This window comes from Streptomyces barkulensis, from assembly GCF_002843305.1.
GTDB lineage: Bacteria > Actinomycetota > Actinomycetes > Streptomycetales > Streptomycetaceae > Streptomyces > Streptomyces barkulensis.
Map to the genome: position 1 here is coordinate 1 of NZ_PGSG01000077.1, position 19,837 is coordinate 19,837.

Genomic DNA, 19,837 nt, shown 5'->3' on the forward strand with positions numbered 1-19,837 from the left:
TGAGGTTTTCTCATCGGTGATCACTTCCAGATCCCGTTGAGAACGAGAGCTGCTCTGGCGATGTCGCCGATCCGGTTGGGGCTGAGCGTGACGTGCTGCAGGGCCCGCCATCGCTGCTTGAGTTCGGCGGCAGTGCGCTCGCCCAGGGCCCGGACATGCCGCAGCAGCATGTTGAGCATGCGGGTATCGGCGTGAAGTGCCTGCTCGGACTGGCCCTTTGGGCGGCGGACCGGGATGCGGATGCCGATGCCCGCGCCGATGTAGCCCTTGTCCGCCAGGGTCGGAAGGCCCTCGGCGGCCTTGTAAAGGGCGGGCAAGGCGTGCAGGCGGGCGGCGGTGATGTCGGGGACGCTGCCGGGCTCGACGTCGGAGACCCACAGGGGGGTGCCGTCCGGAGCGGACAGGAACTGGATGTTGCCGCCGAACGCCTTGTGCTTCTGGCTGAACCACAGGTCGTTACCGTTGTCCCGGAGGCCGGCGAGGCGGTCGGACTCGATCAGTGTGCCGTCGAGGATCACGTGTGTCATGCCTTCACCTCGGCAGCGGGAGAGGACCTCGTGCAGGTCCGGGGCCTGGGCGGAGAGGACGTCGATGCCTTCGTGCAGGTAGCGGTAGCCGGTGGCCTGGGAGATTCCGGCGTCACGGGCCAGGCAGTGCACGCAGCCGCGCTCGCGGAACCAGCGCAGAACCAGTACGGCCTGGCGGAACGGGCCCAGCGCCCGCGAGCCGCGCGGCGTGCCGATGCGTCGTCGGTGTGCGGCCAGCAGGCGGGACAGGTACTCCACGACATGGCGTGGGACGTCGAGCGTGGCAACATAGGTGACCAACGTGAAGCCTCTGGTGGTTACGGACATGATCTTGTGGTGAGACCTGTCCTACCAGGGGCTTTACGTCTGTCCAGAGCCGGGGCCGCCCGGCCCGATCCACCCGGACCTGCACCGATCAGCCCACTTCGCGGAGATCATTTCGCTGAGAAAACCTCACTCGGCGGCACCTCGGAAACCCGGGGAGTCAGGTGCGGCGGTGGAGGAGACGGCCGGCGAGGACGGTGGCGAGGCAGTGGCCGTCGGCGGCGTGGACGGCGAAGTCCGCGCGGGCGCCCGCGGAGAGGGTGACGGGTCGGGGGGCGGGCAGGACGGTCAGGCCCGAGCGCTGGACGGCGGTGCGCACCGAAGGGCGGGTGAAGGGGCCGACGACGGAGGTGAAGCCCTCGCGCAGGAGGCGCTGCAGGCCGCGACGGGCGCTGTGGCCCCAGCGCACCTCGTCCATGGGGAGGGCCGCCAGGGCGGAGCCCGTGAGCGGTTCGGTGTCGGGGATGCCGGGCAGGCCCACTTCACGCGGGTCCGGGTGGTAGGCGGCCTCCAGCCACGCCGCCGCGTCCACCGCGCAGCGGCCGGGGGCCAGTTCGCCGGGCCAGTGGCGGACGCGGGCGGCCGGGTACGCCTCGGTGAGGGAGTCCGCGGGGCCGATCGCCGCGATCCGGTCGCCGGAGACCGCCACCGCGTGCCCGTCCAGCCGCTCGCCGTCCCCGGTGAGGCGGACGGCGAGCGGGGCGTGGATCGTCAGCACGGGATCGCGGGGTGAGGGTGGTCAGCCGGCGTCGATGAGCTTCAGCTCGGGGTGCGCGGTGCCGCCCTCGATCGCGGTCGAGGACAGATGGGAGACGACGCGGTCGTCCACCGGGTCCTTGGCCGGGTCCTCGTGGACGACCAGGTGCTCGTACGTCGTCGAGCGCTGCGCCGGGACGCGTCCGGCCTTGCGGATGAGGTCGATCAGCTCCATGCGGTTGGAGCGGTGCTTCGCTCCGGCCGAGGAGACGACGTTCTCCTCCAGCATCACCGAGCCCAGGTCGTCCGCGCCGTAGTGCAGGGAGAGCTGGCCGATCTCCTTGCCCGTCGTCAGCCAGGAGCCCTGGATGTGGGCGACGTTGTCCAGGAAGAGCCGGGCGACGGCCAGGATGCGCAGGTACTCGAAGACCGTGGCCTGGGTGCGGCCCTTGAGGTGGTTGTTCTCCGGCTGGTAGGTGTACGGGATGAAGGCGCGGAAGCCGCCGGTGCGGTCCTGCACGTCGCGGATCATCCGCAGGTGCTCGATGCGCTCGGCGTTGGTCTCGCCGGTGCCCATCAGCATGGTGGAGGTGGACTCCACGCCCATCCGGTGAGCGGTCTCCATGATCTCCAGCCAGCGCTCGCCGGACTCCTTCAGCGGCGCGATCGCCCTGCGCGGGCGCTCGGGGAGCAGTTCGGCGCCGGCTCCGGCGAAGGAGTCCAGGCCGGCCTCGTGGATGCGGCGGATCGCGTCCTCCACCGTCACGCCCGAGATGCGGGCCATGTGCTCGACCTCGGAGGCGCCCAGGGAGTGGATCACCAGCTCGGGGAAGCGCTTCTTGATCGCCGAGAAGTGCTCCTCGTAGTACTCCACGCCGAAGTCGGGGTGGTGGCCGCCCTGGAACATGATCTGGGTGCCGCCCAGCGCCACGGTCTCCTCGCAGCGGCGCAGGATGTCGTCCAGGTCCCGGGTCCAGCCCTTGTCCGTGTCCTTGGGGGCGGCGTAGAAGGCGCAGAACCGGCAGGCGGTCACACAGACGTTGGTGTAGTTGATGTTCCGCTCGATGATGTACGTGGCGATGTGCTCGGTGCCCGCGTACCGGCGGCGGCGCGCCGCGTCGGCGGCCTGCCCCAGCGCGTGCAGCGGGGCGTGCCGGTAGAGCTCCAACGCCTCCTCCGCGCTGATCCGCCCGCCCCCGGCGGCGCGGTCGAGTACGGACTGGAGGTCGGCGTTATCGGTCACCGGGCGGTCCTCTCGGGCTTGGCGGTCGGGTCGGTCGGGCCTGGCGGCCGGGTCGGCCGGTGCGCGGCGGCACGGCGTCCGATCCAGCGTACGCCAGCGCCCCGGCGGCCTTTCGGCAGGTCAGTTCGCTCCGGCCGGGCGGGGCAGGAGCCGGAACCGGGGCCGGGACCTGGGCCTGGGCGGGGCGGCGACGGGGTACGGCCTCGGCTCAGGGGGTACGGCCTCGGCTCAGGAGCTCCACGCGCACATCCGCCGGGAATCCGGTGGTGGGTCCGGTCCTTCGGGCGAACTCGGCGATGCCGGTGAGCTGTTCGGGGCCGAGCCGGAAGTCCAGGGTGGTGAAGTAGCGCTCCAGCAGCTCGGCGTCGAAGGCCTCCCAGCGGGCCGCCTGCTCGGCCACCTTGGCGACCTCCTCCAGGGACAGGTCGCGGGAGTCGAGGAAGGCCCGGTGGACCTCCCGCACGGTCTCCGGTTCGCGCTCCAGGTAGTCGCGGCGGGCGGCGAAGACGGCGAAGACGAACGGCAGGCCCGTCCACTCCTTCCACATCAGCCCCAGGTCGTGGACCTGGAGGCCGAGCCGGGGCGCGTCGTGCAGGGAGGCGCGCAGCGCGGCGTCGCCGATCAGCACGGCGGCCTGGGCTTCCTGCATCATCAGGCCGAGGTCGGGCGGGCAGGTGTAGTAGTCGGGGGCGATGCCGTGGCGCTCGGCGAGCAGCAGCTGGGCCAGCCGCACGGAGGTGCGGGACGTGGAGCCGAGGGCGACGCGCTCGCCGTCGAGGGCGGCCAGCGGCACTTTGGAGACGATCACGCAGGACATCACCGGGCCGTCGCAGCCCACGGCGATATCCGGCAGTGCGACCAGCCGGTCGGCGTTGCGGAGGAATTCCACGAGGGTGATCGGGCCGATATCGAGATCCCCGTTCACCAGCTGTTCACTCAGTTTCTCGGGGGTGTCCTTGGTGAGCTCCAGGTCCAGCAGGGTGCCGGTGCGGGCGAGCCCCCAGTAGAGGGGCAGGCAGTTGAGGAACTGGATGTGCCCGACGCGGGGCCGCCTCCGCAGGGGCTCGGCGACGGGCTGGTCAGCGTCATTGGTGTCCACCTTGCGAGGCTATCCCCGCAGGTCCGGTCCGCCTCCCCGGGGGTGCTCACCCGGACGGGCGCGCCGGAGCATGATCACCCTTCCACTCCGGTGGGCACCGTGCTACGCTCACAGCAAGTTGCAGTTTGGTTTCCCTTGCAGTACAGAGCCTGCGGAGCATGTGACCGCGGGCTCTCGTCGTTTTCAGAGTTCTTCATTGGCTTCTGGAGCAGGGCAACCCTTATAGGCCCAAGGAGGGCTTATGGCTACCGGAACCGTCAAGTGGTTCAACGCCGAAAAGGGCTTTGGCTTCATCGCCCAGGACGGCGGCGGTCCCGATGTGTTCGTTCACTACTCCGCGATCAACGCCAACGGTTTCCGTTCCCTGGAGGAGAACCAGGCGGTCACCTTCGACGTGACGCAGGGCCCGAAGGGTCCGCAGGCGGAGAACGTCACCGCGGCCTGAGTTGCCCGGCTCGGCCAGACGCCCTGGCCGTGACGGCGTACGCCCGCCCGTGAGGGCGGTACGGCGCCGGCAGACGACCGGATAAGCAGTACCCAAGGAGCCCCCGCCAAGGCGGGGGCTCCTGCCTTTCCCGTGTCCGGCTCCGCCCGGCGCCCGGCACACCGCCCGGCGCGGTACGCCTCGGGCCCCGGCCGACTCCCGGGGTCGGGAGTCGGCCGGGGCCCGAGGCCGCCGTGCGGAGCCGGTCAGGCGGTGGCGGGGGCCGGCTCGCCGCTCCGGCGGCCTCCCGCGCCTCCCGCGCCTCCCGCGGGGACGGCGCCGGTGCCGTCGGTGCCGTCGGTGTCGTCGAGGGCATCGATGTCGAAGCTACGGGCGCGGCGGAAGGCGTCCAGGTCGAGGATCCTCTCCCGGGCCGCGACCACGACCGGGACCGCCGCCTGGCCGGCGACGTTGGTGGCCGTCCGGATCATGTCCAGGACCGGGTCGATCGCCAGCAGCAGACCCACGCCCTCCAGCGGCAGACCGAGGGTGGACAGGGTCAGCGTGGTCATCACGGTGGCGCCGGTGAGGCCGGCGGTGGCGGCCGAGCCGATGACCGAGACGAAGGCGATCAGCACGTAGTCGCCGATGCCGAGGGAGATGCCGAAGATCTCCGCGACGAAGATCGCGGCGAGTGCCGGGTAGACCGCGGCGCAGCCGTCCATCTTGGTGGTGGCCCCGAACGGCGCGGCGAAGGAGGCGTACTCCCTGGGCACCCCGAGCCGTTCGATGGCCTTCTGGGTCACCGGCATGGTGCCGACCGAGGAGCGGGAGACGAAGCCCAGCTGGATGGCGGGCCAGGCCCCGCGGAAGAACTGCAGCGGGCTGACCCGGGCCGCCAGCGCCAGCAGCAGCGGGTAGACGCCGAACATCACCAGCAGGGAGCCGATGTAGACGTCGGCGGTGAAGGTGGCGTACTGGCCGATCAGGTCCCAGCCGTACTGGTCGATGGCGCGGCCGATCAGGCCGAGGGTGCCCAGCGGGGCCAGGCGGATGACCCACCACAGGGCCTTCTGCAGCAGGGTGAGGGCCGACTCGGAGAAGGAGAGCAGCGGTGCGGCCTTCTCCCCGATCCGCAGGGCGGCGACGCCGGCGACGGCGGCCATGAAGACGATCTGCAGCACGTTCAGCTCGGTGAACGGCGTGACCACGTCGGTGGGGATGATCCCGGTGAGGAAGTCCAGCCAGGAACCCGCCTGTTCGGGCCGGGCGCCGTCCTTCGGGGACAGCCCGGTACCCGCACCCGGGTTGGTGAGCAGACCGATGGTCAGGCCGATCCCGACGGCGATCAGCGAGGTGGCCATGAACCACAGCAGGGTGCGGCCGGCCAGCCGGGCGGCGCCCGAGACGTTCCGCAGGTTGGTGATCGAGACGGTGATGGCGAAGAAGACCAGCGGGCCGACGGCCAGCTTCAGCAGCTGGACGAAGGTGCCGCCGACCTTGTCGAGGGCGGTGCTGAGCCAGGCGACGTCGCCGCTGCGGGCGATCCAGCCCAGCAGGGCTCCCAGGACCAGGCCGAGGAGGATCTGGGCCCAGAAGGGGACTCTGGCAAGGCCTGTGCGGCGCTTCGGCGCGGTGGTCTCGTCGACTGCGGCGGCCTCGCCGGTCGAGGAGGACTCGTCGGGCGCGCTGGATGACGTGTTGGAGGACACGGACACACTCCGGTGGGACATGTGGCGGGGACAGAGTTCTCGGGGTTCTGCGCGTTCTGTGCTTTCCGCGCGTTCCATGCGTGCGTCGAGTACACGACGGTCCCGGAGAACTCGGGAAGAGAAAAGAGGGCGCCGGAGGGATCCGGCCGCCTTGGGTCGCGCGGGACTCAGCCGATGCGACAGGCCGCGGACAGGCAGCGGCAGAGGTCGACGTGCAGCCGGGCCACGAGCATCGTGCTCCTGGCCTGGGGGGTGGTGCGGGCTGCGGTCGTCATGGTCCTCACGCTAACACCGGGCCCCGGGGCTTCCCGGGCGCCGTCTGGGCGGAACGGTTTCCGCCGACACACAACGCCCCGGCGGGGAAAGGCATTCCCGGCGGGGCGTCGTGAAGGAGTGTGACGAGGGTTACGCGGCGCGGAGGGCGGCGTTGACGGGTGGTGTGACGGGTGGTGTGACGGGTGGTGTGACGGGTGGGAGACCGGCCCGGTCCTGCGGGCTCAGTCCTCCTGGCTCTGGTTGGCGGCCAGCTTCCGCTTGGCCCGGTCCACGCGCTCGGCGATCTGCACGGACATCTCGTCGCGCTGCCGGCGCAGCAGCACCAGGCTGAGCGGCGCGGAGACGACCATGGCGAGCATCAGCAGCCACAGCGGGTTGGCCTTGCCGATGGCCTCGGGCAGTACGCCGACGTAGGCGAGCACCGCGACGACCACGAAGCAGGCGAGGAAGACGCCCAGTCGCATGGCCGTGTAGCGGAGCGTCGCACGCGGTGTGCGGCCCGGCGCAGTGCCGGACGCAGTGCCGGACGCGGCGTCGGAAGCAGCGTGCGGCGCCCTGTTCGTGTTGCCGGTCTCCGATGTGCTGGTCACGGTGGTGGGTCCTTTCGGCGTGGCCGGGTCAGCTGAGCCGGAGCCACATGGTGATGTCGTCCCGGAGGTCGTCGTCCGCGACGCGGATGGCGTCGGGCACGCGTCCGACCTCCTTGTAGCCGCACGAGCCGTAGAAGTGCTCCAGCCCGAGCCCGCCGCGGCAGGTGAGCCGGATGCCGCGGACGCCGTCCATGCCCCGGGCGGCCTCCTCCACGGCGGCCATCAGGGCCCGTCCCTCGCCCCGGCCCTGGCGGTCGGGGCTCAGCATCACGGTGTACAGCCACACCCAGTGTCGCATCAGCCGGTGTGTGTTCGGCATCAGGAAGGCGGTGCCAGCGACCCGGTCCTCCTCGTCGTACGCCGCCAGCAGCCGGGCCCGTCCCTCGGCCATCGCCGCGAGGTGCCGGGTCAGCTCGGGCCGCACGTCCTCGGCGGTCACCGGCGGTACGAAGCCGACGGCGCCGCCCGCGTTGGTCACCCGCGCCCACAGGTCGCAGACCCCGTCGGCCAGCCGCCGGTCGACGGGAGGGTCGAGCACGTACCGCAGCGTCATCGAGCCGTCCTCACCGATGTGTTCCGCCTCACCGATGTGTTCCGCGTCACGCCCGCCGCCGGGTCACAGCCGCATCGGCTGCGGCGACTCGCGCCGCGCCGGGTCCGGGCCGTCGTACTCGCGGACGATCTCGTAGCGGGTGTTGCGCTCGATGGGGCGGAAGCCGGCGTCGCGGATCAGCTCCAGCAGGTCCTCGCGGGTGAGCTTGTCGGGGGTGCCGTAGTTGTCCGCGTCATGGGTGATCTTGTACTCGACCACCGAGCCGTCCATGTCGTCCGCGCCGTGCTGGAGGGCGAGCTGGGCGGTCTGCACGCCGTGCATCACCCAGAACACCTTCACATGCGGCACGTTGTCGAACAGCAGCCGCGAGACCGCGAACGTCTTGAGCGCCTCCGCCCCGGTGGCCATGGTGGTGCGGGCCTGGAGCCGGTTGCGGACCTTGCCGTCCTTCATGTCCACGAAGTCGTGCTGGTAGCGCAGCGGGATGAAGACCTGGAAGCCGCCGGTCTCGTCCTGCAGTTCGCGCAGCCGCAGCACGTGGTCGACACGGTGGCGGGGCTCCTCGATGTGCCCGTACAGCATGGTGCAGGGCGTCTTGAGGCCCTTCTCATGGGCCAGGCGGTGGATGCGCGACCAGTCCTCCCAGTGGGTGCGGTGGTCGACGATGTGCTGCCGCACCTCCCAGTCGAAGATCTCCGCGCCGCCGCCGGTGAGCGACTCCAGACCGGCGTCGATCAGCTCGTCGAGGATCTCGGAGGCCGACAGGCCCGAGATCGTCTCGAAGTGGTGGATCTCGGTGGCGGTGAACGCCTTCAGGGAGACGTCCGGCAGGGCCTTCTTCAGCTCCCGCAGCGAGCGCGGGTAGTAGCGCCAGGGCAGGGTGGGGTGGAGACCGTTGACGATGTGGAGCTCGGTGAGGTTGTCGCCCTCCATCGCCCTGGCCAGCCGCACGGCCTCCTCGATGCGCATGGTGTACGCGTCCTTCTCCCCCGGCTTGCGCTGGAAGGAGCAGTAGGCGCACGAGGCCGTGCACACGTTGGTCATGTTCAGGTGGCGGTTGACGTTGAAGTAGACGACGTCGCCGTTCTTGCGGACGCGCACCTCGTGGGCGAGGCCGCCCAGCCAGGCCAGGTCGTCGGACTCGTACAGGGCGATGCCGTCCTCACGGCTCAGCCGCTCACCGGCGCGGACCTTCTCCTCCAGCTCGCGCTTGAGCCCAGCGTCCATGCGTCGCCGCCTCCTTGTTCGGTGTGTACGGGGTTGCGGGTCCTGCGGGGCCGTCCGTTGCGGGCGACCCATTGAGCCTACGCCGTCCCCGCCGCGCGCCCGGGCGGGGCCCCGGCCCCCGGGGGCGCCGGCGGGGACGGCCGAGTCCCCCCGGGCGCGCGGCGGCCGCGGTCACTCCTCCTCGGTGGGCAGTACGCCCACCCGGTTCTCCCACTTGGTGGAGAGCACGATGGTGGTGCGGGTCCGCGAGACTCCCTTGGTGCCCGAGAGCCTGCGGATCGTCCGCTCCAGGCCGTCCACGTCGGTGGCGCGCACCTTGAGCATGAAGGAGTCGTCCCCGGCGATGAACCAGCAGTCCTCGATCTCCGCCTGGTCCCGCAGCCGCCCCACCACGTCCTCGTGGTCGACGGAGTCCGAGAGCTGGATGCCGATCAGGGCGGTGACGCCCAGACCCAGGGAGGGGGCGTCCACGGTCGCGCGGTAGCCGGTGATGACGCCTGCCGCCTCCAGCCGGTTGATGCGGTCGGTCACGCTGGGGCCGGAGAGGCCGACGAGCCGGCCCAGCTCCGCGTACGAGGCCCTGCCGTTCTCGCGCAGCGCCTGGATGAGCTGTCTGTCCACCGCGTCCATGCGTCCTGGTGCCTTCCGTCGTTCGGCCGTCGTCCGGGCTGTCCGGCTGTCGGATACCGCAAGAGCTTTCCGTAATCGAATCTAAGGCATCCGCGCCCACCGCCCTACGACTGCCTCTGTGCGCCCCCCAGCTCGCCTTCCCATCGGCGGTAGAGATCGTGCGGAACGCCCAGTGCGTCCAGCGCGCGGCCGGCGACGAAGTCGACCAGTTCCTGGATGTGGGCCGCCCCCGCGTAGAAGGCGGGCGAGGCCGGCAGCACCACGGCCCCCGCCTCGTCCAGGGCGACCATGTGCCTGAGCGTCTGGCCGCCCAGCGGCGTCTCGCGCACGGCGACGACCAGCGGGCGGCGCTCCTTGAGCGTGACGCTCGCCGTACGCTGGAGCAGGTCCTTGGACAGTCCCAGGGCGATGCCCGCCACGGACGCGGTGGAGGCCGGTACGACGATCATCCCCCTGGCCGGGTACGAGCCCGACGACGGTCCCGCGGCCAGGTCGCCGGCGGGCCAGTACCGCACGGTGCCGCCCGCCGCCTTCCCCGCCGCCCTCTCCGCGGCCGCCTCCGGGCCCCCGGGCTCGGGGACCGCCACGTCGTACGCGTTCGGGGTGCCGTCCGCCCCCCGGGCCAGCCAGCGGCGCAGGTCCTCGCGCCAGTGGGCGTCGCGGAAGGGGTGGCCGGTCTCGTCCAGCAGGGTCAGCCGGGAGGCCCGGCTGACCACCAGGTCCACGTCCTCGCCCGCCGCGAGCAGCCCGCGGATCACCGACGCGGCGTACGGCGTCCCGGACGCCCCGGACACACCGACGATCCACGGCCGTCGCACACTGTCACTCACGGCACCGAGCCTAAGGCGTGCTCCGGAAGCAGCGTCGTCCGCCCGCAGGGCGCCGCCCCGCGGACGGGACTTTCGGAACACGTCCCGAGGCCGCCGCGCCGCCCTCCCGCGCCGGCCTCCCGCGCCGGCCGGGGCACCCTGGCCCCTGGTCTTCTCCGTCCCCGAGGTAGTTGGATCGACGCATGTCCCGTATGCCCCGCGTCCGCCGCGCATCCCGTACACCCCGCGCACCCCGCACACCCGTCGCGCACACCGAGCACTCCGGGCACGCCCCGGCCGGCGGGCGCACCGGTCGCACACGCCTGGCGGCGGCCGGCTGCGCCCTGCTGATCGCCGCCTCCACCGCCTGCCAGACCCCCGGGAGGGCCGACGCCGGGGCCAGGGTCCGCCAGGCCGTCGACAGGCTCGGCGAGTGGGAGACGGTGTCGGTCGCCGCGCGCGTCGACGCCCCGGCCGACGAGATACACGCCTTCCTGCGGCGCAACCACGAGCGGGGCATGGGCCCGGCGGTCTCCCGCACCGACGCGCTGCTGCTGTCCCGGATGGAGACGGCGTTCGTGTTCGGCGCGGACAGGCCGCTGAAGGACCTCGGCGGGAAGGACCGGATCGACACGGCCGCGGCCGTGAACTTCGGCAACCGGGACGTGGCCGCCTACAAGTCGGTCGGCGCCGACTTCTACGTGCGCGCCAACTGGACGCGGCTGGCGCACGAGACGGGCCGGAGCCGCGAGACGGTGGTGCTGGCGGCCGAGCTGGCCCGCTCGGCGGACTCCCTGCCGCCCTCCCTGGCCGCCGCCCGGGACATGTTCGAAGGCCGGTGGGTGCAGATGGACCCCGAGGAGTTCGACCACTTCGCGCGGGCGGTGGGCGGCAAGTACGGCGAGCGCGCCCAGCGGCTGGCCAACAGCGTGGACATCCTGCAGAGCGCCCGGGCCCAGCACCATGTGATGGACGCGGTGCGCCGGGCCCTGGACGACCACGCCGTCCTGCGGGAGGCCGGGCGGGCGGACGGCACCGAGCGCGTCAGGGTGACCCTCCCGGCCCGCGAGGCCGCCGACGGCCTCGCACGGGCGCTGGCCCCGCTGGAGGACCGCTTCGACGGGATCGGGTTCTCCTGGCTGGAGCGGGCGCCGGACCGGCGGATCACCGCGGAGCTGGCACTGCGCGGCGGCGTACTGTCGGGAATGACGGTGGACCTGGCGCAGTTCACCGGACGGACGGGCGCCGGGGAGACGGAGGAGATACCGCTCACCCTCTCCTTCGCGCCCGGTTCGGCGGTCTCGGTGAAGGCGCCCAGGGGCGCCAGGTGGCTGGACCCGCAGGACGTGATGGCCGCGGTGCTCTACGAGGAGCTGGGCTCGTCCCGGCCCTGAGACGCCCCGGCCGGAACTCCCGGCACGTTCCGTGACGTTCTCAGGACGTACGCGGCGGCGAAAGCGGGCGGAGAGCCGGACAGACCGGGGACATCCGGCCCGGCCGGCGGCTGCACCGGATGCCGGCGGCTGCACCGGAACCGGAACCGGCGGCGATGCCGGGACCGGTCAGCGGTATCGAACGGGAGAGAGGGACCGGATGGTGTACGGACCGGCGGCCGGGGCGTCCCGCTCCCCACGCGCCTCCAGGGCGATGTCGGCGGGCGTGCTGATGGCGTCCTGGGTGGCCCTGCTGTGGCTGCTGGAGGCCGTCGACGTGGCCACCGGCAACTCCCTCGACCCCTACGGCATCTCGCCGCGCGAGACGGACGAGCTGGCCGACGTGGTGCCGGCGGCGTTCCTGCACTTCGGCTGGGACCACGTGGCGGCCAACAGCCTGCCGCTGCTGGTGCTGGGCTTCCTGGCGGCCGTGCGCGGGATAGGCCGCTTCCTGGCCGTCTGCCTGACGATCATCGTCGTCAGCGGTCTGGGCGTCTGGCTCACCGCGCCGGAGAACTCCCTGACGGCGGGCGCCTCGGGTGTGGTCTTCGGTCTCTTCGGCTATCTGCTGGTGCGCGGCTTCGTCGACCGGGACGCACTCGACATCACTGTGGGCATCACGGTCGTGCTGCTCTACGGCTCGATCCTGTGGGGCGTGCTGCCCACCGCCCAGGGCGTCTCCTGGCAGGGGCATCTGTTCGGGCTGATCGGCGGGGTGCTGGCGGCGTTCTGGTTCCGCCGCTCGGCGCCGGCCTCGCGGGCCCGGCGGCAGATACCCTGACCCGCCCGGCCGCGGCGGACCCGGCCGGGCGGGCGGCGCACCGCCGCCCCGGGCCGGGCCCGCGACCGCGCCGTCACACCGTCAGACCGCGCAGCGCCAGATCGAGCAGGACGCAGGCGAACAGCACGATCCCGATGAAGCCGTTGACGGTGAAGAACGCCCGGTTCAGCCGGGACAGGTCGCCGGGCCGCACGATGGAGTGCTCGTAGACGAACGCCGCCACCACGACCGCCAGCCCCGCCCAGTACGGCGCGCCGGCCCCGGTCAGCGCGCCGTACCAGGCCAGCAGCGCCACGGTGACGACATGGGAGCCGCGGGCCCCGTACAGCGCGGCGGCTATGCCGAAGCGCGCGGGGACGGACCGCACCCCGTGGGCCCGGTCGGCGGCCACGTCCTGGCAGCCGAAGATCAGGTCGAAGCCGCCGATCCACACGCCCACCGCCAGCCCGAGGACCACCGCCTCCCACGACCAGGCGCCGGTGACCGCGATCCAGGCGCCCACGGGCCCCATGGCCTGTGCGAGCCCGAGTATGGCGTGCGGGAAGTCGGTGAACCGCTTCCCGTACGGGTAGACCACCATCGGCACCACGGCGACGGGCGCGAGCGCCAGGCACAGCGGGTTCAGCAGCGCGGCGGCCCCGAGGAAGACGGCGAGCGCGACCAGCGCCCCGGCCCACGCGGTGCGCACCGACAGCGCCCCGGTGACCAGCTCGCGCCCCGCGGTGCGCGGGTTGCGGGCGTCGATCTCCCTGTCGATGATCCGGTTGGCGGCCATCGCGAAGGTCCGCAGCCCCACCATCGCGACGGTGACCAGGAGCAGCTCCCGCCAGTGGACGGAACCGTCGGCCAGGAACATCGCGGTGAGCGAGGCGGTGTAGGCGAAGGGCAGCGCGAAGACCGAGTGCTCGATCATCACCAGCCGCAGGAACGCCCTGACCCGGCCGGCGGGCCGGGCGGGCTGGGGGCCGGCGACGCCCTCGGTGACGGAGCTCACAGCCCGTACTCCCGCCAGCGGCGGCTGACCTTCTCGGCCGTGTCGGGGTCGGACAGGACCATGTCCGGCCAGCCCCCGTCGCGCGTGTAGCCCTCCTCGGGCCACTTGGCGGTGGCGTCGATGCCCGCCTTGCCGCCCCAGAACTGCTGGTAGGAGGCGTGGTCGAGATGGTCCACCGGCCCCTCGGTGAGGAGGAGGTCGCGGGCGTAGTCGGTGTTGCCCAGGGCGCGCCAGGCGACCTCGTGCAGATCGTGGACGTCGCAGTCGGAGTCGACCACCACGATCAGCTTGGTCAGCGACATCATGTGCGCGCCCCAGATGGCGGACATCACCTTCTGCGCGTGCTTGGGGTACTTCTTGTCGATCGAGATGATCGCGCAGTTGTGGAAGCCGCCCGCCTCGGGGAGGTGGTAGTCCACGATGTCCGGGACGATGATCTTCAGCAGCGGCAGGAAGAAGCGTTCCGTCGCCCGGCCCAGCGGCCCGTCCTCCGTCGGCGGGCGGCCCACCACGATGGACTGGAAGACCGGCCGTCTGCGCATCGTCACGCAGTCGATGGTCAGGGCCGGGAAGTCCTCCTGCGGCGTGTAGAAGCCGGTGTGGTCGCCGAACGGCCCCTCCGGGAGCATCTTTCCCGGTTCCAGCCAGCCCTCCAGCACCACCTCTGCGCGTGCGGGGACCTGGAGCGGAACCGTTTTGCAGTCCACCATCTCCACCCGCTTCCCCTGGAGGAAGCCGGCGAACAGGTACTCGTCGATGTCGCCCGGCAGCGGCGCGGTGGAGGCGTAGGTGACGGCGGGCGGGCAGCCGAAGGCGATGGCGACCGGCAGCCGCTCGCCGCGCCGCGCGGCCGTCTGGTAGTGGTTGCGGCTGTCCTTGTGGATCTGCCAGTGCATCCCGATGGTGCGGCGGTCGTGCCGCTGGAGGCGGTACAGGCCCAGGTTGCGGATGCCGGTCTCGGGGTCCTTGGTGTGGGTCAGGCCCAGGTTGAAGAAGGAGCCGCCGTCCTTGGGCCAGGTGAACAGCGCGGGCAGCTTCTCCAGGTCCACGTCGTCGCCGGTGAGGACGACCTCCTGGACGGGCGCCTCCCTGACCTTCCTCGGCGGTACGTGCGCCATCGAGCCGAGCTTGCCGAACGCCTCGCGCATCCCGACGAAGCCCTGCGGCAGCTCGGGCCGCAGCAGTCCGCCGATCTTCTCGCTGATGTCGTCGTAGGAGGACAGGCCCAGTGACTTGAGCGTGCGGCGGTCGGTGCCGAAGACGTTCATCGCCAGCGGCATGTCGGAGCCCCTGACGTTCTCGAAGAGCAGCGCCGGGCCGCCGGACTTCTGGACCCGGTCGACGATCTCCCCGACCTCCAGATGGGGATCGACCTCGGCCTTGATCCGTACGAGGTCGCCGTCGCGCTCCAGGGCCCGCAGCAGCGAGCGGAGATCGTCGTATGCCATACGGGCAAGTATCCGACACCGATTACCCTGGGCCTGTCACGGGGCCTCCTCCGGCTCCGGCCCGGCGCCCGGGCATCCCGGACCACGGGCCCGCGCAGGGCCCGGCACCTGCCGCACTACACGCTTCCAGGGGGCGTTGCCCAATGCTCAGGCTTCTTCCGACCGTTCTGATCCTGGCGGTGTGGATCTACGCCTTCATCGACTGCCTGAACACCCCCGAGAACGAGGTCCGCAAGCTGCCGAAGCCGGCGTGGGTCTTCATCATCGTGCTCTTCGGTTCGGTGCTGTTCGGGCCCATCGCCTGGTTCCTGGCCGGGCGGCCGCGCAGGAACGCGCCCTACGGCGCCACCCGTCCCGCCGAGCGCCGCTGGGTGGCGCCGGACGACAACCCCGACTTCCTGAAGTCGATCAACGAGCGCGGACGGCAGCGCCCCGGGACACCCGAGCAGGAGCGGAAGCCGGAGCAGGAGCGGAAGCCGGAGTCCGGTGAGGAGCGGGGCCGGAAGGACGACGGGAGGGACGGCGGCGCCGGCAGGGAGGCCGACAAGGAGAACGGCGGGCCGGAGGACACCACCCCGCCCGCCGCCTCCTGAGAGCGCGCCCGCGTCACATCACGTCACATCACCTCGCGACGGTCACACCCCGCCGTAGGAGTGCAGGCCGTCGAAGAAGATGTTGACGCCGTAGTAGTTGAACAGGAAACACAGGAAGGCGATCAGCGCCAGGTACGCGGCCTTGCGCCCCTTCCAGCCCGCCGTGGAACGGGCGTGCAGGTACGCCGCGTAGCCGACCCAGGTGATGAAGGACCAGGTCTCCTTGGGGTCCCAGCCCCAGTAGCGGCCCCAGGCGTTCTCGGCCCAGATGGCGCCCGCGATGATGGTGAAGGTCCAGAACGGGAAGACGGCGGCGTTGACGCGGTAGGCGAAGCCGTCCAGCGACGCGGAGCTGGGCAGCCGCTCCAGTACGGAGGCGGCGAAGGCGCCCGGCCTGCCGCCGGCCTCCAGCTTGGCCTCGTAGCGGTCCCGGAACAGGTACAGCAGCGTGGAGACCGCGCCGAGGTAGAACAGCGCGCCGCACACGATGGCCAGCGAGACGTGGATCCACAGCCAGTACGAGTCGAGCGCCGGGACGAGCTGGTCGCTCTCGGTGTAGAAGACCACGATGGCCAGGCCCAGGTCGAGCAGCACGGTGGTGACCAGCGGCAGCCCGATCCAGCGGATGTCCTTCTTCGCCACCAGGAAGGCCAGGTAGGCGCCGACGGCGACCATCGAGAAGGCCGTCGAGAACTCGTACATGTTGCCCCAGGGGGCGCGCTGCACCGACAGGGCGCGGGTGAGCACCGCGCCGAAGTGCAGCAGGAAGGCCAGCACGGTGAGCGAGACGGCGATCCGGCCGTACAGGTCGCCCTGCTCGTCCCCGCCGGCCGCGCCGGGGCCGTCCGGCACACCGGCCCGGCGGCCCGGGGCGGAACGGGTGACGACCCTGGGGCGCTCCAGCACCTCCGTGCCGCCGCCGGAGGTCCGCACGGTGACGGAGACCTTGTCGGCGTTCCTCCCCGCGGCGGCGGTACGGGCGCCCCCGGACTTCCCGGCGCCCTCGACGGTCAGCGCGGCGGCGGTGCGGGCCACCTTGCTGCGGCTGCCGAACACCCACTCCACGATGTGCGCGACGAAGGCCAGGGCGTACACGGCCATCGCCGACTTGATCAGCAGGTTGCTGAACTCGGCGAGGCTCTCGTTCGCTGCGACTGCGATGTCCACTGGGTTCACTCGTTCTCTCCTCGTGACGAGGGGCCGGCGTCCTCGGTGGCAGCCGGTACGTCTTCTGTGGTCCCCCCCGTGCTACCCCCGGCGTCCTGAACGGTGTTCCGGCCGGTGTCCCGGTCGGCGTCCTCGCCGGGGGCCGGGCCCTCCCCGTCCGGATCCTCCCCGTCCGGATCCTCCCCGTCCGGATCCTCCGCGGGCGGGTCCTCCGCGGGCGGGGCGTCGTCCTGGAGGGCGAAGGCCAGGTCGCCCAGCTCCTCGGGGAGCCGCGCGGACTCGCTGCGGCCCAGCCCGGCCATCTCCACCACGGTGACGCCGTCCGCGCCGCGCCGGGCGCGTACCCACACCCTGCGGCGGCGGATGAACAGCGAGCCGGCCAGGCCGAGCACGGCGGCGGCGGCCCCGGCCAGCGCCCAGCCCTCCCCGGGCTCCTGGGAGACCTGGAAGCTGGCCCACTGCTCGACGCGGTCGAACGTCAGCGTGCCCGCGCCCTCCGGCAGCTCCACCGACTCGCCGGGGCGCAGATCGGCCCGGAACAGGTCGCCGTCCTCGGCCTTGAACTGCTCCATCTTGTCGGTGTCGAGCTGGTAGACGTTCTGCGGGAGCCCCGCGTTGACGCCCAGGTCGCCGTGGAAGGCGTTGAGGGAGAGCACCGGGTAGTCCAGCTCGGGGAAGGTGGAGTGCGGCCCGCGCTCGGCGTCGATCCCGTAGGTGGGCGTGAAGATGCCCTGGAAGCCGAGCTGCTCCTTCTCGCCGTCCTTGTTCCGGTAGTCGGTGACCTTGATGACGCCCGTGGAGGTCAGGCCCAGGCTCTCCTGCGGCAGGAACGGCACCGGGCCCCGGTACGCCATCTTCCCCTGCCCGTCGGTGACGGTGACGACCGGCGCGTAGCCGTGGCCGACCAGGAAGACCTTGGAGTCGCCGACCTTCAGCGGGTGGTTGACCTCGATGGAGGTCTTCTTCTCCGCGCCGTCGGCGCCCTCCCAGTACGAGACGTCGGCGCGGAAGGTGCGCGCGGTGCCGCGCTGCGGGCCGGTGCGCTCGAAGGAGGCGTGGAACTCCTCCAGCGTGAAGCCGAAGACGTCCAGGTCGTCGGTGTCGTACAGCGTCCCGGAGGTGAAGTCGTCGTAGTGGACGAGCGTGTTGGAGAACCCGTCGCCCTCCACGATGAGCTTGCCGCCCTCGGAGTTCCACAGCTGCCCGGCCGCGAAGGCGAGCAGCATCACGATCAGCGAGACGTGGAAGACGAGGTTGCCGGCCTCGCGCAGATAGCCCTTCTCGGCGGCGACCGAGCCCCCCGAAGCGGAGTCGGAGCCGCCGGATCCGCCCGGGCCGCCCGGCTCCTCGGTCAGGGACGTGCGGAAGCGGCGCCCCTTCAGCAGCGTCCGCGCCGCCCGGAGCACCCGCTCCGGCTCGGCGTCGGTGCGCCAGGTGGTGTGGACGGGCATCCCGGTCAGCCGGCGCGGCGCGCGCGGCGGACGGGAGCGCAGCTGGCCGATGAACTGCCGGCTGCGCGGAAGGATGCAGCCGATGAGCGAGACGAACAGCAGGATGTAGATCGCGGAGAACCACACCGAGCTGTAGACGTCGAAGAGCTGGAGTCTGTCGTAGACCTCCGCCAGCGTCCCGTTGCGCTCCTTGAAGTTCCGCACGGCGAAGACGTCCGAGCCGTTCTGCGGGATCAGCGAACCGGGAACGGCGGCGAGCGAGAGCAGGAAGAGCAGGATCAGCGCGACCCGCATCGAGGTGAGCTGCCGCCAGAACCAGCGGGCCCAGCCCACCGGCCCCAGGGCGGGGACGTCGACCGACGGGTCCTCGCGGGGGGCCGTGGAGATCCGGCCGCCCGCCTCCTGCTCCTCGGCGCCGGCCCGGGTGTTCTCGGGGGCTTTCCCGACATCGGCTGTGGGCATCTCAGATCCCTACGGTGAAGCTGTTGGTCCAGGTGCGCATTTCGGTCAGCAGCAGGTCCCATGCCCCGGTGAGCATCAGGATCCCCAGCGCGACCAGCATCCCCCCGCCGATCCGCATGACCCACACATAGTGCCGCTTGACCACGGCGAAGGCGCCGATCGCCCGCCGGAAGCCCACCGCCGTCAGTATCAGCGGCAGGCCCAGGCCCAGGCAGTAGGCGACCGTCAGCAGTGCTCCCCGCCCCGCGCTCGCCTCGCTGAGCGCCAGTGTGTTGACCGCGGCCAGCGTGGGCCCCAGGCACGGGGTCCAGCCGACGCCGAAGAGCACACCGAGCACGGGGGCGCCGGCCAGGCCCACGGCCGGTCTGCGGTGGAAGCGGAACTCGCGCTGCCCGATCCCCCTGAGCAGTCCGGCGAAGAGCAGGCCCATCGCGATCAGGAACACGCCCAGGATCCGGGTGATCGTCTCCTGGTACTCCAGGAGCGTATGGCCGAAGTACCCGAAGAGAGCGCCGCCCGAGACGAAGACCGCCGTGAAGCCCGCGACGAACAGGGAGGCGCCGAGCACCATCCGTCCTCTGCGCGCCTCGGCCAGGTCGGCGCCGCCGATCCCCGTGACGTAGGAGAGGTAGCCGGGGACGAGCGGCAGGACGCAGGGGGAGAAGAACGACACCAGCCCACCCAGCAGGGCGATGGGGATCGCCAGGAGCAGACCACCGGTCAGGACGGTCTCGTAGATCCCCGTCCCGGAGGCGAGGTGGAGCATCCGTCTCACTTCTCCCTGATCAGGGGCTCGATCATGGAGCGGAGTTCCTCCTCGCCGAGCGGCTTCAGGGCCCGGGCGGCGATCCTCCCCTCCCGGTCGAGGACGAGGGTGGAGGGGATGGCCTGCGGGTTGAGGCTGCCCTTGGGGAAGCGCAGCAGAAGCTTGCCGGAGGGGTCGTAGAGGCTGGGGTAGGGCACCTCGTACTCGTCCTCGAAACGCTGGGCCGGGACCCGGTCGAGGTCCCGGGTGTTGATCCCGACGAACCGCACCCCCTGGTCCTCGGTCTCACCCGCCACCTTCACCAGATGCGGCATCTCGGCGCGGCACGGCGGGCACCACGAGCCCCAGACGTTGAGGACCACGACATCACCCCGGTAGTCGGCGACGTCCAGCCACTCCCCGTCCACCGTCTCGCCGGAGAGGTCGGGGGCGGGCTTGCGGTCGGCCGGCTTCACCTCGGTGACCGTGCCCGTTCCGTCCACGTAGTTCTTGCCGGATCCGCCGCTCTGCTCCTGGCCGCCGCCGGCGCCGCAGCCCGACAGGATCAGTGCGCAGGCCGCCGCGGCGGTGACGGCCGCGGACAGCCGGGAGCGGCCCGGGGAGCCGGTAGCGCGAAGAAACATGTGAAAAGT

Annotated in this window: 20 protein-coding genes; 4 read left to right on the plus strand and 16 right to left on the minus strand. The window is 71.7% G+C overall.

Features of this window, described 5'->3' with window-relative positions:
- Positions 1 to 20: 20 nt before the first annotated feature.
- The 4 genes from CUT83_RS14955 to CUT83_RS14970 form a co-directional block, all read right to left on the minus strand.
- Positions 21 to 827 carry a transposase family protein gene (locus tag CUT83_RS14955; RefSeq protein WP_101256294.1) on the minus strand — a complete coding sequence of 269 codons (807 nt, stop codon included), beginning with the start codon at positions 825 to 827 and terminating at the stop codon, positions 21 to 23.
- 184 nt (positions 828 to 1,011) lie between these two features.
- A complete protein-coding gene (locus CUT83_RS14960) occupies positions 1,012 to 1,569 on the minus strand; it encodes an imidazolonepropionase-like domain-containing protein (RefSeq protein WP_101256341.1) in 558 nt (185 codons plus the stop codon).
- 21 nt (positions 1,570 to 1,590) lie between these two features.
- Positions 1,591 to 2,790, minus strand: coding sequence for a cyclic dehypoxanthinyl futalosine synthase (gene mqnC / locus CUT83_RS14965; RefSeq protein WP_101256342.1), 1,200 nt, complete (start codon positions 2,788 to 2,790; stop codon positions 1,591 to 1,593).
- Between the two features lie 208 nt (positions 2,791 to 2,998).
- Positions 2,999 to 3,889 carry a menaquinone biosynthetic enzyme MqnA/MqnD family protein gene (locus CUT83_RS14970; protein ID WP_101256343.1) on the minus strand — a complete coding sequence of 297 codons (891 nt, stop codon included), beginning with the start codon at positions 3,887 to 3,889 and terminating at the stop codon, positions 2,999 to 3,001.
- Positions 3,890 to 4,130: 241 nt separating this feature from the next.
- Here CUT83_RS14970 and CUT83_RS14975 point away from each other — a divergent pair, with 241 nt between their 5' ends.
- Positions 4,131 to 4,334: a cold-shock protein gene (locus tag CUT83_RS14975; RefSeq protein ID WP_093660436.1), complete on the plus strand. Its 204-nt coding sequence runs from the start codon at positions 4,131 to 4,133 to the stop codon at positions 4,332 to 4,334.
- Between the two features lie 245 nt (positions 4,335 to 4,579).
- On the opposite strand, the gene CUT83_RS14980 is transcribed toward CUT83_RS14975, so the two are convergent.
- The 6 genes from CUT83_RS14980 to CUT83_RS15005 form a co-directional block, all read right to left on the minus strand.
- A complete protein-coding gene (locus tag CUT83_RS14980; RefSeq protein ID WP_420882487.1) occupies positions 4,580 to 6,025 on the minus strand; it encodes a dicarboxylate/amino acid:cation symporter in 1,446 nt (481 codons plus the stop codon).
- A gap of 497 nt (positions 6,026 to 6,522) precedes the next feature.
- Positions 6,523 to 6,891, minus strand: a complete 369-nt coding sequence (locus tag CUT83_RS14985) for a DUF4229 domain-containing protein (protein WP_338104246.1) — start codon at positions 6,889 to 6,891, stop codon at positions 6,523 to 6,525.
- A gap of 28 nt (positions 6,892 to 6,919) precedes the next feature.
- A complete protein-coding gene (locus CUT83_RS14990) occupies positions 6,920 to 7,444 on the minus strand; it encodes a GNAT family N-acetyltransferase (RefSeq protein ID WP_101256345.1) in 525 nt (174 codons plus the stop codon).
- A 63-nt stretch (positions 7,445 to 7,507) separates the two neighbouring features.
- The gene (gene mqnE, locus CUT83_RS14995; RefSeq protein WP_101256346.1) at positions 7,508 to 8,671 is read right to left on the minus strand and encodes an aminofutalosine synthase MqnE; all 1,164 of its coding nucleotides are present in this window, start codon (positions 8,669 to 8,671) and stop codon (positions 7,508 to 7,510) included.
- A gap of 171 nt (positions 8,672 to 8,842) precedes the next feature.
- Positions 8,843 to 9,301 carry an Lrp/AsnC family transcriptional regulator gene (locus CUT83_RS15000; RefSeq protein ID WP_101256347.1) on the minus strand — a complete coding sequence of 153 codons (459 nt, stop codon included), beginning with the start codon at positions 9,299 to 9,301 and terminating at the stop codon, positions 8,843 to 8,845.
- 104 nt (positions 9,302 to 9,405) lie between these two features.
- Positions 9,406 to 10,131: a UbiX family flavin prenyltransferase gene (locus tag CUT83_RS15005; protein ID WP_101256348.1), complete on the minus strand. Its 726-nt coding sequence runs from the start codon at positions 10,129 to 10,131 to the stop codon at positions 9,406 to 9,408.
- 182 nt (positions 10,132 to 10,313) lie between these two features.
- Between CUT83_RS15005 and CUT83_RS15010 the strand changes: the two genes are divergently transcribed.
- The gene (locus CUT83_RS15010; protein WP_143688564.1) at positions 10,314 to 11,504 is read left to right on the plus strand and encodes a hypothetical protein; all 1,191 of its coding nucleotides are present in this window, start codon (positions 10,314 to 10,316) and stop codon (positions 11,502 to 11,504) included.
- A gap of 199 nt (positions 11,505 to 11,703) precedes the next feature.
- Positions 11,704 to 12,324, plus strand: a complete 621-nt coding sequence (locus tag CUT83_RS15015) for a rhomboid family intramembrane serine protease (protein WP_101256350.1) — start codon at positions 11,704 to 11,706, stop codon at positions 12,322 to 12,324.
- A gap of 73 nt (positions 12,325 to 12,397) precedes the next feature.
- On the opposite strand, the gene mqnP is transcribed toward CUT83_RS15015, so the two are convergent.
- A complete protein-coding gene (mqnP, locus tag CUT83_RS15020) occupies positions 12,398 to 13,318 on the minus strand; it encodes a menaquinone biosynthesis prenyltransferase MqnP (RefSeq protein WP_101256351.1) in 921 nt (306 codons plus the stop codon).
- The gene (locus tag CUT83_RS15025; protein ID WP_101256352.1) at positions 13,315 to 14,766 is read right to left on the minus strand and encodes a menaquinone biosynthesis decarboxylase; all 1,452 of its coding nucleotides are present in this window, start codon (positions 14,764 to 14,766) and stop codon (positions 13,315 to 13,317) included. Before CUT83_RS15025 ends, mqnP begins: the two co-directional genes overlap by 4 nt.
- Positions 14,767 to 14,909: 143 nt before the next feature.
- On the opposite strand from CUT83_RS15025, the gene CUT83_RS15030 reads away from it, so the two are divergent.
- Positions 14,910 to 15,359, plus strand: a complete 450-nt coding sequence (locus CUT83_RS15030) for a PLD nuclease N-terminal domain-containing protein (RefSeq protein WP_101256353.1) — start codon at positions 14,910 to 14,912, stop codon at positions 15,357 to 15,359.
- A 42-nt stretch (positions 15,360 to 15,401) separates the two neighbouring features.
- On the opposite strand, the gene ccsB is transcribed toward CUT83_RS15030, so the two are convergent.
- The 4 genes from ccsB to CUT83_RS15050 are packed head-to-tail and all read right to left on the minus strand — an operon-like array spanning position 15,402 to position 19,828.
- The gene (ccsB, locus tag CUT83_RS15035) at positions 15,402 to 16,526 is read right to left on the minus strand and encodes a c-type cytochrome biogenesis protein CcsB (RefSeq protein ID WP_101256354.1); all 1,125 of its coding nucleotides are present in this window, start codon (positions 16,524 to 16,526) and stop codon (positions 15,402 to 15,404) included.
- A 5-nt stretch (positions 16,527 to 16,531) separates the two neighbouring features.
- Positions 16,532 to 18,439 carry a cytochrome c biogenesis protein ResB gene (gene resB, locus CUT83_RS15040; RefSeq protein WP_101256355.1) on the minus strand — a complete coding sequence of 636 codons (1,908 nt, stop codon included), beginning with the start codon at positions 18,437 to 18,439 and terminating at the stop codon, positions 16,532 to 16,534.
- Position 18,440: 1 nt separating this feature from the next.
- The gene (locus CUT83_RS15045; protein ID WP_101256356.1) at positions 18,441 to 19,205 is read right to left on the minus strand and encodes a cytochrome c biogenesis CcdA family protein; all 765 of its coding nucleotides are present in this window, start codon (positions 19,203 to 19,205) and stop codon (positions 18,441 to 18,443) included.
- 5 nt (positions 19,206 to 19,210) lie between these two features.
- Positions 19,211 to 19,828, minus strand: a complete 618-nt coding sequence (locus CUT83_RS15050; RefSeq protein ID WP_101256357.1) for a TlpA family protein disulfide reductase — start codon at positions 19,826 to 19,828, stop codon at positions 19,211 to 19,213.
- Positions 19,829 to 19,837: the final 9 nt, after the last annotated feature.

Bases quoted from the DNA above. Each gene is read 5' to 3' on its own strand.
- CUT83_RS14975 (WP_093660436.1), top strand. From the start codon at position 4,131: ATGGCTACCGGAACCGTCAAGTGGTTCAACGCCGAAAAGGGCTTTGGC.
- CUT83_RS15000 (WP_101256347.1), bottom strand. From the start codon at position 9,301: ATGGACGCGGTGGACAGACAGCTCATCCAGGCGCTGCGCGAGAACGGC.
- CUT83_RS15045 (WP_101256356.1), bottom strand. From the start codon at position 19,205: ATGCTCCACCTCGCCTCCGGGACGGGGATCTACGAGACCGTCCTGACC.
- CUT83_RS14990 (WP_101256345.1), bottom strand. From the start codon at position 7,444: ATGACGCTGCGGTACGTGCTCGACCCTCCCGTCGACCGGCGGCTGGCC.
- CUT83_RS15030 (WP_101256353.1), top strand. From the start codon at position 14,910: ATGCTCAGGCTTCTTCCGACCGTTCTGATCCTGGCGGTGTGGATCTAC.
- CUT83_RS15015 (WP_101256350.1), top strand. From the start codon at position 11,704: ATGGTGTACGGACCGGCGGCCGGGGCGTCCCGCTCCCCACGCGCCTCC.
- CUT83_RS15050 (WP_101256357.1), bottom strand. From the start codon at position 19,828: ATGTTTCTTCGCGCTACCGGCTCCCCGGGCCGCTCCCGGCTGTCCGCG.
- CUT83_RS15025 (WP_101256352.1), bottom strand. From the start codon at position 14,766: ATGGCATACGACGATCTCCGCTCGCTGCTGCGGGCCCTGGAGCGCGAC.
- CUT83_RS15010 (WP_143688564.1), top strand. From the start codon at position 10,314: ATGTCCCGTATGCCCCGCGTCCGCCGCGCATCCCGTACACCCCGCGCA.
- resB (WP_101256355.1), bottom strand. From the start codon at position 18,439: ATGCCCACAGCCGATGTCGGGAAAGCCCCCGAGAACACCCGGGCCGGC.
- mqnE (WP_101256346.1), bottom strand. From the start codon at position 8,671: ATGGACGCTGGGCTCAAGCGCGAGCTGGAGGAGAAGGTCCGCGCCGGT.